The sequence below is a fragment of the Streptomyces sp. NPDC030814 genome, assembly GCF_055572155.1.
Window position 1 is genome coordinate 74,103 of sequence record NZ_JBVIDX010000009.1, and the last position, 11,705, is coordinate 85,807.

Here is an 11,705-nt window from a genome sequence, read left to right on the forward strand (position 1 = left end):
ACGCCCACGAGAAGATCGCCCCCATGACCGAGATCATCCTGATGTCCGATCCGAGGGTGGCGGCCGTACCCGTCCAGGACTGCGACGAGCCGCTCGTCGACGTACGCCGGGACGGCCTGCTGCAGGTCGACCCCCGCAAGACCGACGCCACCGGTGCCTACGCCCACCTGCGCGCGGGCGTGCTGGACCGGCTGGTCGAGGCCCAGTCGCTGCTGCCGGACGGACTGCGCCTGCTGTTCGTCGAGGGATACCGGCCCCCGGCGCTGCAACGCCGGTACTTCGACGAGTACGCGGCCGAGATGCGCGAGCTGCACCCCGACTGGGACGCCGCCCGGGTCCGCTCGGCGGCCAGCCGCTATGTCTCGCCGCCCGAGATGGCCCCGCACTCGGCGGGTGCCGCCGTCGACCTGACCCTCGTCGACGCCGACGGCCGCGAACTCGACTGCGGTACGCCGGTCAACGCCAGCCCCGAGGACAGCGCCGGCGCCTGCTACACCGGCGCCGGCACCATCGGAGTCGAGGCCCGCGCCCACCGGGACACCCTGGTCGCCGCCCTCACCGCGGCCGGGCTGGTCAACTACCCGACCGAGTGGTGGCACTGGTCGTACGGCGACCGTTACTGGGCCCTGATGACGGGCGCGCCGGCCGCGTCGTACGGGCCGAGGGAACTGACGGGCTGACGCCCGCGGACCACGTGGCTCACACCCGCGCAAGAAAGGAGAAGCCCCGACCGGACGGGGGAATCACGGTCGGGGCGGCCTGTGGGTGGGCGCGGATGGCGGTCGCCTCTCGGCGAACGGCTCCACAGGGCTTCAGCCGAACGATCGTCCCTGTGGGCAAAAGGTGAGGCCCGGGGACACTGTCCCATCCGCACCCACGGTTGGTTCAACGGACAACCACCAGTGGCTGTTCCCTGCGATCCGGACATCGCCGGTGATCCGCGTCACGTCGACCGGGCGTGCCCGCCCCTGCCTCACCGGGTCATTCGTCGCGGCCCAGCGGGCTCTCGTCCAGGGCGGACAGCAGATGCGCCGCATTGCGGAACACCATCTCCGCGCCGGCGGCCTCCAGTTCGGGGCGCGGAATGCCCCCGCTCAGCACCGCCACACAGCGCACCCCTGCCCGGGCGCCCGCCCGCATGTCCCACACCGTGTCCCCGACGAACACCGAGTGCTCGGCGGGGGCCTTCGCCAGCTCCAGCGCGTGCTCCACCGGGTCGGGGGCCGGTTTCCCCTCGGCCACGTCCTCCGCGCTCGCCATCGCCATGATGGCGTCGTCCGCGCCGATGGCGCGCCGCAGCGCGGCCAGCTCCGCCCCGCTGGCGGACGTCGCGAGCACCACCCGCCAGCCCCGCCCGTCGAGCCGCCGCAGCAGCCGTCCGGCTTCCGGCAGCGCGGGCAGCCGCTCGAAGTACGTCCCGTACAACGCCTTGTGCGCCGCGCTCAGCGCTTCGCTCTCCTCCGGCTCCGGCTTCTCGGCCAGCACATGGGTGATCAGGTCCTCCGACGGCAGCCCCACCGCCCGGTGGATGTCATGCATCGCCACCTGATGCCCGGCTTGCCGAAACGCCTCCCACCAGGTGACCACATGCAGATGGTTGGTATCGACAAGAGTCCCGTCGACATCGAACACAGCGGCCTTGACCATGACACACCTTTCTTCGCATCGGGCGTTACCTCGCGTGCTTCGAGAGGGGCGGTGCCCCCTGCGGAGCGCGCGGATCGGGAACCTCCCGGTCCCGGGCCCACCGCAGCAGGTCCGCCACGCCCCACGTCGTCACCACCCGCTCGGCGGGTACCCCGCACTCCTCGGCCCGCGCACACCCGTGGACCTGCCAGGTGAGCTGCCCGGGCGCATGCGCGTCCGTGTCGACGGAGAACAGCACCCCGGCCTCCACCGCCCGCCGCAGCAACCGCCGGGGCGGGTCCAGCCGCTCGGGCCTGGAATTGATCTCCACGGCCGTCCCGGTCTCCGCGCAGGCCGCGAACACCGCGTCCGCGTCGAACTCCGACTCCGGCCGGCCCCGCCCGGTGAGCAGCCTCCCCGTGCAGTGCCCCAGCACGTCGGAGTGCGGATCGCGGACCGCGGCGACCATCCGCCGGGTCATCGAACGGGCGTCCATCCGCAGCTTGGAGTGCACGGACACCACCACGACGTCGAGCCGGTCCAGCAACTCCGGTTCCTGGTCCAGCGACCCGTCGTCGAGGATGTCGCACTCGATGCCGGTGAGCAGCCGGAACGGTGCCCATGTCTCGTTCAGCGCGGCCACCACGTCGAGCTGTTCGCGCAGCCGGTCGGGGGACAGGCCACGCGCGACGGTCAGTCGGGGAGAGTGGTCGGTGAGCACGGTCCACTCGTGGCCGAGGCGTGCGGCGGTCCGGCCCATCTCCTCGATCGGACTGCCCCCGTCCGACCAGTCGGAGTGCACATGGCAGTCGCCCCTGATCAGCTCCATCAACCGGCGGCCGCTCTCCGCGAGCGGGGTCTCGGCCTCCCGCTCCAGCTTCCGCAGGTAGTCCGGCACCTGCCCGGCCAACGCCTCCCGCACCACCTGCGCGGTCTTCGGCCCGACGCCCTTCAGCGACTCCAGGGACCCCGAGGCCGCCCGTTCGGCCACCTCGGCCGCGGAGAAGGCCCCGAGCACGGCGGCGGCGGTACGGAACGCCCGTACGCGATAGGTGGGGGCCCGGTCCCGCTCCAGCAGGAAAGCGATCCGGTCCAGGGCCTCGACGGGATCCATGGCACCTCCGGCGTTGCGCTTAGGGGTCCTTTCCCTATGAGCGTCCGATCAGGTCGCACGGTCTGGTGCCGTGCATCGCAAGGCGCCGGAAGGTCCTCGTAGCGGAGCTACTAGGACCTTGGGCAACGCGGCGAGGTGCGGTGCCAGGCCACGCGACCCGGGCGGGCAGAGTGAAAGGACCCCTTACAGCCTCGCCCAGGCACCGGGTACCCGCACGGCGGCCGTCCGCCGCCCGGTCACGGATGGCGGAACGGGCCTACGCTCTAGACATGACGGAAATCGCGAGTCCCTACATTTCCCACCCCAGGGTCATGGTGCTCGGGGTGCAGCCGGGTACGCCGCCGTTCCGGATCGTGGAGATCGACGGTCAGGTGGTCGCCGAGGCGAAGGCGATGACGGACGTGCTCCAGGCCGCGGCGGCGTACGGCATCACCGTCCATGACCTCGACGACCCGGAGCAGGTCCGCTGGGTGGGCGGCGACAAGTTCACTTGGACGCTGCACTAGCCCGCTTGGTGTCCGTCCCCGCCTTGGCCCGGCGCGGCAGGCGCCATGCCATCCTGCGGGTGCCGCGCGCCCGCCCGGCAGCGCCGCCGCGCGGGGTCTTCGGCTGCGTCCGGGCCGCCGGGGCGTGCACGGCCCGGCCGAGCCGCCGCCCGAGAAGCAGATAGCCGAGCAGCGCGCCCGTGGTGTTGAGGATGACGTCGTCGATGTCGAACGCGCGCCCGGTCACGACCGCGCCCTGCACCAGTTCGACCAGCAGCATCACCAGGGCGGTCAGCGCGGGCACCCGCAGCAGCCCGCGGGCCCCCGGCGCCAGCACCGGCAGCAGGATCCCGAAGGGCACCCCCAGCAGGATGTTCCCGCCCAGCTGCTTGACGGCGTCCCGCGGGGACGGGTGGTGCCAGTAGAGCTCCAGGGAGCTGCCGGGGCGCAGGTTGCTGTGGGTGAGGGTCTCCGAGGCGGGGGACGGCTGGAGTGTGAGCCCTGCCAGTACCGCCCCGAACGCCACCATGGCCGCGAAGGCCAGCGCCATCACCAGCAGCCGCACGGGCAGCGGAAGGGGCCGTCGATCGCCTTGCGTGGTCGGCGAACGGCGGCCCGAGACGGTGGACCGGGAACGTGACGTGGTACGGGCCATCCAACCCTCCCAGTTTCAATTTCCTTTTGTCATAAGGCGGTTACCCCCGAAGCGGCCCACGATGCGCGCGCCCCGGGAGCTCCCGACGGGCGGGTCAGTCGCCGTAGGTCACCTTCACCTCCGTGAAGCCCAGGGACGTCAGCAGTCCTTCGAGCATGTCGGTGGTGTTGGCCTCGGCGCGCTCCGTCAGCCGGCTGTCCTTCGCGGCGTCGCCGATGTGCTTGACCGCCAGACGCTGGACGGCCCGTTCGCTGTTGGGGTTGTCGGAGAACAGATCACCGAGGCGGTCGAGGAGACCGCGCTGCTTGGAGACGGCGTAGGAGTGCTCGGTGTCGAGGGCGGGGGTGCCGAGCCGGGCGTGCGGGAGGTTGATGGTGGCCGACGTGCGGTCCTCGTCGACCTTCACGTCGTCGTCGCCGACCTTGCCGAGGTCGACATAGGCGTCGACGGTGCCCGCGCCGACGTACAGCGTGCGGGTGCCGCGGATCGCGTCCGGCAGATACTTGGCGTCCTTCTCCAGGTCGACGACCACCTGGAAGTTGCCCGAGGCGGCCTCGTAACGGCTCATGTCCTGGATGGACCGGAGCAGTGTGGGCCCGGAGCGGTCGTGCTCCTCGGTCCCGAACATGTCGTCGAATCCCTTGAAGACGAGCAGCCTCAGCGCGGCCAGCAGCACCACGATGAGGACGACCACGGCGGCGAGCAGCTTGGCCCAGCCGGGCAGACGCGTGCGCTTGATGGACGTCGTCATGTCGACGGTCCTCCTTCCTGATTCAACGAATGCCCGCAATAGCCATGGGAGAACGCCGAGTTGGGGATTGGCCGCACTTCGCCGTGCACCGGGGGCGCGCTTCGGCCCGGAGGTGACGCCCAGAACTGCGGAGAAGAGACGGCCGGTGGCGGAGACCGTCCGTACCGACACCGTGCCCGTGTCGGTCGGAAAGCGCACCGGGAAGCCGCAGGTCCTTTCCATCGCCCCCGGCCTTGGCTGGGGGGCGTACGCCGTGTCCACGACGGCGGGTCCGTCCGTGCCCGGTTCGACGCGCTGCCGGGGCGCTGGGCGCGCGCGAGTACGGAGAGAAGCCGCGCTCCGGAGGCCGTGCACGGAGATGGGCCTCCGAAGCGGGTCATAAGGTGCCGGAGGTGGCCTCGGGCTGATCCAGGGCCGCGTCCAGTGACGGAGCCGGCGGCAGCAGCCGGGCCAGGCCCGTGACCTTGAGGACGCGCAGGGTGAGCGGGTGGGTGCAGACCAGGCGCAGCTCACCGCCGCGGTCGAGGACCCGGTGCCGGGCCCGGTGGAGCAGGCGCAGGCCGGAGCAGTCGAAGAACTCGACGTGTCTGAGGTCGATCACGATCCGGGCGCCGGGGCGGCCGGTCAGCGCGTCCAGGTGCGGGATGATCTCCACGGCCGCAGCGATGTCGATCTCGCCGTGCAGTTCGAGCACGGTGCGGCCGCGGTCCTCGTGCACGCGCAGATGGCCGGTGCCCGGAGGTGTGGGGTCGCTCGACACGACGGCATCGCCTCCAACCGGACTGTGTGAGGGCAAAACCCGTCCCCGCCCTGCAAGTTACCCCCGTCAGGGTGAATTTCAGCATGTTCGATTGACATATGTCTTCGATTTCTTCGGCCAGTCGGCCGGAGTCCCGCGCGGCACCGTCTACGACAGTGCCTGCCACGCCTTGGACAGGGCCTGCCGGAACTGCTCGGCCTGGTGCGCGGTGAGCTCGCGGATCATGCGTTCCTCCAGGTCGCGCACCGGACCGGCATGGCGGGCGAGGAGCTCGCGACCTTCGTCGGTGAGCAGGATCAGCAGCTCGCGCCGGTTGCGCGGATTGCGCTCCCGTCGTACCAGTCCGCGGTTCTCCAGGCTCCGGACCAGATCCGCGATGGACTGGGCGGTGACGAACGAGTCGCGGGCGAGCTGTGCCGCCGAGAGTCCGTCGTGCCGCTCCAGCACGGTCAGGGCGGTGTACTGCAGGGCCGTGATCCCGGCCGGTTTCACCAGCTCGTCCAGGCGTGAGCGGACAACGAGCTCGACCTGTTTGACCATGTAGAGCAGGGACGGGGGTGCCTTGGTGCCGACCATGGGGGTCAGCGTAAGGCATTGACAGGAAACCTGTGTGTGTTGAGACTGCGGACCAACAGGATTCCTGTTTGTTGAACACTTGGCGATCAAGGCTGAGGAGTGGGCAATGACGACCACCTTCGAGAGCGGGCCGGGGCGGCTGTTCATCGGTGGACAGTGGCGCGAGGCGGCTGACGGGGCACGCATGGACGTGATCGACCCGTCCGACGGACAGGTGGTCACGACCGTTGCGGAAGCCGGCGCGGCCGACGTCGACGCCGCGGTACGGGCCGCACGCGAGGCCTTCGACAGCGGTGCCTGGTCCGGGCTGAGCGGCCGGGAGCGCGGGCGGGTGCTCCACCGGGTCGCCCAGCTGATCCGCGAGAACGCCGACGAGATTGCGGCTCTGGAGAGCCGTGACGTCGGCAAGCCCATCACCCTGTGCCACGCCGTCGACGTGACGAACGCCGCCAACGACTACGAGTACTACGCCTCCCTCGCCTGGACCCTGGACGGCGGCAACCGCGACGTCCCGATGAACCGCCTCGCCTACACCAAGCGCGGTCCGATCGGCGTCGTCGGCGCCATCACCCCCTTCAACTTCCCGCTCATCCTGGCCGGCAGCAAGATCGCCCCGGCGCTCGCGGCCGGCAACACGGTCGTCCACAAGCCCGCCGAGGAGACCCCCCTCAGCGCCCTGTACATGGCGGAGCTCCTGAAGAAGGCCGGTGTTCCCGACGGCGTCTACAACGTCGTCACCGGCACCGGCCCGGTCGCCGGCGAGGCCCTGCTGCGCAACGCCGGGGTCGACAAGATCGCCTTCACCGGTTCCACCGCCGTCGGCCGGCACGCGGCGAGCGTCGCCGGTGAGGGCCTGAAGCCGGTCACGATGGAACTCGGCGGCAACGCGGCGCACATCGTCTTCGAGGACGCCGACATCGAGAAGGCCGTCGGCGCGATCATCAAGGGCTTCGTCTTCAACACCGGCCAGTTCTGCATGGGCGGCCCCCGCCTGCTCGTCGCCCGCCCGCTGTACGAGACCCTGGTCGGCATCCTCGCCGACGCCGTGCCCGGTGTGCCCGTCGGCGACCCCCGGCAGCCCGAGACCGTGGTCGGCCCGATGGCGGGGGAGCGGCACCTGAGGAAGGTCGAGGAGTACGTCGAACTGGCCCGCAAGGAGGGCGCCCGTATCGTCTGCGGCGGCGAGCGCCTCGACCTGAACGGCGGCTTCTACTACCGGCCCACCGTCATCGCGGACCTCGCGAACGACTCCCGGGTCGTCCAGGAGGAGATCTTCGGCCCGGTCCTCACCGTGCAGCCCTTCGACACCGAGGACGAGGCCGTGGCCCTGGCCAACTCCACCCCGTACGGCCTCGCCTCCGGCCTCCAGACCACGGACCTGGCCCGCGCCCACCGCGTCGCCGACAAGCTGGAGGCGGGCATCGTCTGGATCAACGACTGGGCCATGCTCGACCCCGCCGTGCCCTTCGGCGGCGTGAAGTCCTCCGGCTTCGGACGCGAGTACGGCCCCGAGGCCCTGGAGTCGTACACCAAGGTCAAGTCCGTCGTCGTCTCGCTCGACTGAGTGCCGTCCCGGGATCACCGGCGGGCCGCGGCGCTCCGGCGGCCCGCCACCGAAGAAGGAGTACACGAGCATGTCCACCACCACACGTGCCGCCGTGGTCGAGTCCGGGGGCGCGCCCTTCACCCTCTGCGAGGTCGTCCTCGACCAGCCGGGGCCGGGCGAGGCGCTGGTCCGCATGGCCGCCGCGGGGCTGTGCCACACCGACCTCGGTGTCGCCAGCGGTGCGCTGCCCTTCCCCCTGCCCGGCGTCCTGGGCCACGAGGGCGCCGGTGTCGTCGAGGCCGTCGGCCCGGGCGTCACGTCAGTCGAGCCGGGCGACCATGTCGTCCTGTCCTTCACCTCCTGCGGCGGCTGCCGCAACTGCCGTGACGGGCACCCGGCGTACTGCGCCACCTGGCTGCCGCTGAACCTCATCGGCGGCCGCCGCGCCGACGGCACCAGCACCATCAGCCGCGACGGGCAGGAGCTCGGCGGCCACTTCTTCGGCCAGTCGTCCTTCGCCGAGCGCGCCCTGGTCGACGAGCGCGGTCTCGTCAAGGTCGACCCCGAGGTGCCGCTGGACTCCATCGCCCCGCTGGGCTGCGGCGTCCAGACCGGTGTCGGCGCCGTCTGGAACGTCCTGGAACCCCGCGCGGGCAGCACGCTCCTCGTCCTCGGCGCCGGAGCCGTCGGCCTGTCCGCCGTCATGGCCGCCGCCCTCACCCCGGCGACCACGATCATCGCTGTCGACAAGGTCGGCGAGCGCCTGGAGCTGGCCAAGGAACTGGGCGCCACGCACACGGTGAACGCGAGCGAGGCCGCCGACATCACCGAGGCCGTCATGGAGATCACCGGCGGCCAGGGTGCCGACGGCGCCGTGGAGACCACCGGCAGCGTCTTCGTCCTGCGCAAGGGCGTGGACGCCCTGGCCGCGCGCGGCACCCTCGTCATCGTCGGCGCCCCGCCGTTCGGCACCGAGGTCTCCCTCGACGTCAACGGCATGCTCGGCGGCAAGCGCGTCGTCGGTCTCACCCTCGGCGACAACGAGATCCAGACCGCCATCCCCGTCCTCGTCCAACTGGTCAAGGACGGCAAGCTCCCGCTGGAGCGCCTCATCAGCCGCTACAAGTTCGAGGACATCGACCAGGCAGTGGCCGACATGAGCGACGGCACCAGCATCAAGCCCGTGCTGACGTTCTGACCCGAGCCCTCCCCCCGAGCCGCGCTCTCCCCGCGTGGCTCCGGCCCGGTGGGTGACCGCGTACCAGGTCACCCGCCGGGCCGTCGAACGTCCGCGGCCCCCGCGGCGTCGGAGGAGGGAGAGCAGGTCCGAAAGCGAGCAAGGGGTGGGGAATGCGCAGAGGGCTCATGGTGACGGGGCTCGCCCTGGCCGCGCTGGCCGTGGGCTGCGGCGCCGACGGGGACAACCACGCGGTGATCACCGGCACACCGCCCGCCACCCCGTACGACGGGCCGCTGTACATGCCGCACAAGGAGGTCGACGAGGACGGCGCCGACGCGATGCGGACGGAGTCGGGCGCGGCCGGCCGGGCGCTGGAGTGCGACGGCGAACTCTACTCGGGCGGCGGCGGCCCGGGCGGCTGGGGCGAGGACGACGGCGGGAAGACGCCCGAGGAGGGGCTGGAGGCGTACTTCGACATCGAGCAGCCCGACGTACCCAGGGACGGCTACCGTCTGGAACGCGAGGAGAAGGACCAGGCCCTGTTCTCCTACGACGTGGACGGCCGCACCAAGGTCGCCGTGATCGTCGCCAAGGACCGGAAGGACAGCCCCGGCTGGGGTCCCGAGACCAGCGCGTCCTGCGATCCGGCCGAACTGCCCGCGAGCTACACGGACGGGCAGTGGTACGAGATCTGGACCGACGCGAAGGGCCGGCGGGTGCCGATCACCACCGTGCACACCTCCGAGGGTGCGGAGCACTGCGACTGGCAGAAGGCCCACTTCCTGTCGACCGGCCGGGACGGGGCCGACGACAGTGGGCTGTACGGCCGTGACCCCGAAGGCGTCCTCCCCGACGGGATGCTCACCTCCGCCTACGACGGCGACGTCCGCATGCCCGACAAGGCCCGCGACACCGGCTACCGCTACCAGGACGAGGGCTGGGAGCTGTGGCTGGTCGAGGACGACCCGTCGAAGGCGTACATCCGCACGGCGGACGGCGTCGAGGCCTGGCCCCGGGTGGCCGAGGGCCACGGCTGCGCCTGACCGGGTACGGGGCTCACGGGCCGCGTCGGCCCCGTGCGGGCGTGGGGCTCACCGGCTGCGGTGCAGGGCGACCAGCAGTTGCCACGACTGGTGGGCGATCTCCTCCGACGTGGCCTCGATCCGGCCGTGCAGCCAGTCGGCGAGGACCCCCGCGAAGGTGGCGGCCACGGCCGACGCCACCAGCGGGGCGTCCGCGGCCCCCGCCAGCTCCCGCTCCCGGAGGCTGTACGCCCGCAGGTCCTGGTACAGCACCCGCCCCAGCGGGCCGCTGCCGCCTGGTGCCAGCAGGGTGCGGTACAGGGCGGTGTGCGGGGTGAGCGAGGCGAAGAACTCCACCAGGGCCGCGGGGGCCCGTACCGGGTCGGGGCGGCCGCGCCAGGCGTGCAGTGCCTCCACCGCCTCCCGTACGACGTCGGCGCAGGCGTCCACCGCCAGCGCCTCCAGGTCGGCGTAGTGCACGTAGAACGTCGCCCGGCCGACCCCCGCCCGGCGGGCCAGCGCGGCCACGCTGACCTCGTCCAGGGGGCGCCGGGCGCACTCGTCGAGGAGGGCTTCCCGCAGCTTGGCCCGGGTGCGGGCGGCCCGGGGGTCCTCCGCGGTCATCCGGCGACGAGGACGGCGGCCAGGGCGAGCGCGGCGGGCAGCGCCTGCATGACGAGGATGCGGCGGTTGGCCGTGGCGGCGCCGTACACACCGGCGACGATGACGCAGCTCAGGAAGAAGACCTGGGCGCGGAACCCGGTCGGGTCGTCCGCGACCAGCCCCCACACCAGACCGGCCGCGAGAAAGCCGTTGTAGAGACCCTGGTTGGCCGCCATCGCCGCCGTCCGCTGCGCCAGGTCCGCGTCGAACCCGTGGAATCTCATCCCCGGCGCCTTCTGCCACAGGAACATCTCCATCACCAGGATGTACAGATGCTCCACCGCCACCAGCGCAACCAGCACTTCGGCCAGGATCTCCATGCTTGACAGCCTCCGTAACCCACTCAATCCACACCGGAAATTTCTTGGACAGGTGTCCACTATACCTGGACGGCTGTCTAGGAAGCAGGGGCGGGTTCCGTACGACGGCGTGGGCGGGGAACGTCGAGGAAATCCGAAAGTTCTCACCGTGCGGGGGAGTTGTCCGCGAGCAGGCCGTCACTCCGCGGCTGAAGCCGTTGTGCCGGGGTACCCGGGGAGCGTATGGGCGCCGGGGGTCCGCCCGCGTCCGGGAGACTGTGCGGAGGAGACATGGCACTGGTACGGGCAGGGCTCGTGGTGTTGGACTGCGCCGAGCCGGAGAAGCTCGCCGGGTTCTACAAGGAGCTGCTCGACGCGGAGGAGACGGACGCGACCGCCAATCGTGTGGAGATCCGGGGAGCCTGCGGCACCCGGCTGGCCTTCCGTCGCGATGTGAACGCGACCCCGCCGAGCTGGCCGCGCCCCGAGAACTCCCTCCAGGCCCATCTGGACTTCTACGTCGACGACCTGGACGAGGCCGAACGGCGCATCGTCTCGCTGGGCGGGCGCCCGCTCGACACGAAGGAGCCGGCCGGGCCGTTCGAGGAGCGTGGCTACTCCGACCCGGCCGGCCACTCCTTCACCCTGCGCCGCGAACACCCCACGGCACCCAAACAGGGCTGACCTCCGGCAGGCTCAGTCCCGGCCGCCCTTCTCCTGAGCCGGCCACACGCCCGTGGACCGCTCGATGGCCTTCGCGCCCGTGCGGTCCACCGCGCTGCGCACGACCGCGAAGATCGCGCCCTGCACGGCCGCCGCCAGCAGGATCTCGCCCCACCCGCGATCGCGGTCCAGCGCGTCCGGCGCGTCGTCCTCGTGCCGGATCACCTTCCACGTCTTCTGGAACGCCAGCGAGGCCAGCGCTCCGCTCGCCCAGCCGAGGGCGAAGCCGACCGGCTTGTAGGCAAGGGGCAGTTTCTTCTTCTTGGACACTTGGCCTTCCTCCTTCACGTTGGGGTCTCCGCGTC

15 protein-coding genes are annotated in these 11,705 nt (G+C 71.5%); 6 read left to right on the forward strand and 9 right to left on the reverse strand.

Going from position 1 to position 11,705, the window contains the following annotated elements; genetic code table 11:
• Positions 1-23 precede the first annotated feature (23 nt).
• Positions 24-680: a M15 family metallopeptidase gene (locus tag ACZ43N_RS20385; protein ID WP_468099152.1), complete on the forward strand. Its 657-nt coding sequence runs from the start codon at positions 24-26 to the stop codon at positions 678-680.
• A 301-nt stretch (positions 681-981) separates the two neighbouring features.
• Here the strand turns inward: ACZ43N_RS20385 and ACZ43N_RS20390 are convergent, their stop codons facing one another.
• Positions 982-1,647, reverse strand: a complete 666-nt coding sequence (locus ACZ43N_RS20390) for an HAD family hydrolase (protein WP_468099153.1) — start codon at positions 1,645-1,647, stop codon at positions 982-984.
• Positions 1,648-1,672: 25 nt separating this feature from the next.
• Positions 1,673-2,740: a PHP domain-containing protein gene (locus tag ACZ43N_RS20395; RefSeq protein ID WP_468099155.1), complete on the reverse strand. Its 1,068-nt coding sequence runs from the start codon at positions 2,738-2,740 to the stop codon at positions 1,673-1,675.
• A 269-nt stretch (positions 2,741-3,009) separates the two neighbouring features.
• Here ACZ43N_RS20395 and ACZ43N_RS20400 point away from each other — a divergent pair, with 269 nt between their 5' ends.
• On the forward strand, positions 3,010-3,246 hold the full coding sequence (locus ACZ43N_RS20400) for a hypothetical protein (protein ID WP_468099156.1): 237 nt from the start codon (positions 3,010-3,012) through the stop codon (positions 3,244-3,246).
• Here the strand turns inward: ACZ43N_RS20400 and ACZ43N_RS20405 are convergent.
• The 4 genes from ACZ43N_RS20405 to ACZ43N_RS20420 all read right to left on the reverse strand — a co-directional run bounded on the left by ACZ43N_RS20405 (position 3,227) and on the right by ACZ43N_RS20420 (position 5,967).
• The gene (locus tag ACZ43N_RS20405; RefSeq protein ID WP_468099157.1) at positions 3,227-3,880 is read right to left on the reverse strand and encodes a VanZ family protein; all 654 of its coding nucleotides are present in this window, start codon (positions 3,878-3,880) and stop codon (positions 3,227-3,229) included. The genes ACZ43N_RS20400 and ACZ43N_RS20405 overlap by 20 nt on opposite strands.
• A gap of 94 nt (positions 3,881-3,974) precedes the next feature.
• Positions 3,975-4,631 carry a DUF4230 domain-containing protein gene (locus tag ACZ43N_RS20410; RefSeq protein WP_468099158.1) on the reverse strand — a complete coding sequence of 219 codons (657 nt, stop codon included), beginning with the start codon at positions 4,629-4,631 and terminating at the stop codon, positions 3,975-3,977.
• 376 nt (positions 4,632-5,007) lie between these two features.
• The gene (locus ACZ43N_RS20415) at positions 5,008-5,391 is read right to left on the reverse strand and encodes an anti-sigma factor antagonist (RefSeq protein ID WP_468099159.1); all 384 of its coding nucleotides are present in this window, start codon (positions 5,389-5,391) and stop codon (positions 5,008-5,010) included.
• A 147-nt stretch (positions 5,392-5,538) separates the two neighbouring features.
• Complete coding sequence (locus ACZ43N_RS20420) at positions 5,539-5,967, reverse strand: MarR family winged helix-turn-helix transcriptional regulator (protein WP_468099160.1); 429 nt, start codon at positions 5,965-5,967, stop codon at positions 5,539-5,541.
• Positions 5,968-6,073: 106 nt separating this feature from the next.
• On the opposite strand from ACZ43N_RS20420, the gene ACZ43N_RS20425 reads away from it, so the two are divergent.
• The 3 genes from ACZ43N_RS20425 (at position 6,074) to ACZ43N_RS20435 (ending at position 9,736) form a co-directional block, all read left to right on the forward strand.
• The gene (locus tag ACZ43N_RS20425; protein WP_468099162.1) at positions 6,074-7,531 is read left to right on the forward strand and encodes an aldehyde dehydrogenase family protein; all 1,458 of its coding nucleotides are present in this window, start codon (positions 6,074-6,076) and stop codon (positions 7,529-7,531) included.
• A 70-nt stretch (positions 7,532-7,601) separates the two neighbouring features.
• Positions 7,602-8,711: an NAD(P)-dependent alcohol dehydrogenase gene (locus ACZ43N_RS20430; RefSeq protein WP_468099163.1), complete on the forward strand. Its 1,110-nt coding sequence runs from the start codon at positions 7,602-7,604 to the stop codon at positions 8,709-8,711.
• A gap of 152 nt (positions 8,712-8,863) precedes the next feature.
• Complete coding sequence (locus ACZ43N_RS20435; RefSeq protein ID WP_468099164.1) at positions 8,864-9,736, forward strand: hypothetical protein; 873 nt, start codon at positions 8,864-8,866, stop codon at positions 9,734-9,736.
• Positions 9,737-9,784: 48 nt separating this feature from the next.
• On the opposite strand, the gene ACZ43N_RS20440 is transcribed toward ACZ43N_RS20435, so the two are convergent.
• Together ACZ43N_RS20440 and ACZ43N_RS20445 are read right to left on the reverse strand one after the other, a co-directional pair.
• The gene (locus ACZ43N_RS20440; RefSeq protein ID WP_468099166.1) at positions 9,785-10,339 is read right to left on the reverse strand and encodes a TetR/AcrR family transcriptional regulator; all 555 of its coding nucleotides are present in this window, start codon (positions 10,337-10,339) and stop codon (positions 9,785-9,787) included.
• Positions 10,336-10,698: a DUF1304 domain-containing protein gene (locus ACZ43N_RS20445; protein WP_468099168.1), complete on the reverse strand. Its 363-nt coding sequence runs from the start codon at positions 10,696-10,698 to the stop codon at positions 10,336-10,338. Before ACZ43N_RS20445 ends, ACZ43N_RS20440 begins: the two co-directional genes overlap by 4 nt.
• Before the next feature lie 270 nt (positions 10,699-10,968).
• Between ACZ43N_RS20445 and ACZ43N_RS20450 the strand changes: the two genes are divergently transcribed.
• Positions 10,969-11,361 (forward strand): VOC family protein, encoded by a 393-nt coding sequence (locus ACZ43N_RS20450; RefSeq protein ID WP_468099169.1) that lies wholly within the window; start codon positions 10,969-10,971, stop codon positions 11,359-11,361.
• A gap of 12 nt (positions 11,362-11,373) precedes the next feature.
• Here the strand turns inward: ACZ43N_RS20450 and ACZ43N_RS20455 are convergent, their stop codons facing one another.
• Entirely contained in the window at positions 11,374-11,670 is a 297-nt protein-coding gene (locus ACZ43N_RS20455; RefSeq protein WP_468099170.1) for a DUF4235 domain-containing protein, read from the reverse strand.
• Positions 11,671-11,705 lie beyond the last annotated feature (35 nt).

Bases quoted from the DNA above. Each gene is read 5' to 3' on its own strand.
- ACZ43N_RS20400 (WP_468099156.1), top strand. From the start codon at position 3,010: ATGACGGAAATCGCGAGTCCCTACATTTCCCACCCCAGGGTCATGGTG.
- ACZ43N_RS20410 (WP_468099158.1), bottom strand. From the start codon at position 4,631: ATGACGACGTCCATCAAGCGCACGCGTCTGCCCGGCTGGGCCAAGCTG.
- ACZ43N_RS20395 (WP_468099155.1), bottom strand. From the start codon at position 2,740: ATGGATCCCGTCGAGGCCCTGGACCGGATCGCTTTCCTGCTGGAGCGG.
- ACZ43N_RS20440 (WP_468099166.1), bottom strand. From the start codon at position 10,339: ATGACCGCGGAGGACCCCCGGGCCGCCCGCACCCGGGCCAAGCTGCGG.
- ACZ43N_RS20435 (WP_468099164.1), top strand. From the start codon at position 8,864: ATGCGCAGAGGGCTCATGGTGACGGGGCTCGCCCTGGCCGCGCTGGCC.
- ACZ43N_RS20430 (WP_468099163.1), top strand. From the start codon at position 7,602: ATGTCCACCACCACACGTGCCGCCGTGGTCGAGTCCGGGGGCGCGCCC.
- ACZ43N_RS20445 (WP_468099168.1), bottom strand. From the start codon at position 10,698: ATGGAGATCCTGGCCGAAGTGCTGGTTGCGCTGGTGGCGGTGGAGCAT.
- ACZ43N_RS20390 (WP_468099153.1), bottom strand. From the start codon at position 1,647: ATGGTCAAGGCCGCTGTGTTCGATGTCGACGGGACTCTTGTCGATACC.
- ACZ43N_RS20425 (WP_468099162.1), top strand. From the start codon at position 6,074: ATGACGACCACCTTCGAGAGCGGGCCGGGGCGGCTGTTCATCGGTGGA.
- ACZ43N_RS20385 (WP_468099152.1), top strand. From the start codon at position 24: ATGACCGAGATCATCCTGATGTCCGATCCGAGGGTGGCGGCCGTACCC.
- ACZ43N_RS20450 (WP_468099169.1), top strand. From the start codon at position 10,969: ATGGCACTGGTACGGGCAGGGCTCGTGGTGTTGGACTGCGCCGAGCCG.
- ACZ43N_RS20420 (WP_468099160.1), bottom strand. From the start codon at position 5,967: ATGGTCGGCACCAAGGCACCCCCGTCCCTGCTCTACATGGTCAAACAG.
- ACZ43N_RS20405 (WP_468099157.1), bottom strand. From the start codon at position 3,880: ATGGCCCGTACCACGTCACGTTCCCGGTCCACCGTCTCGGGCCGCCGT.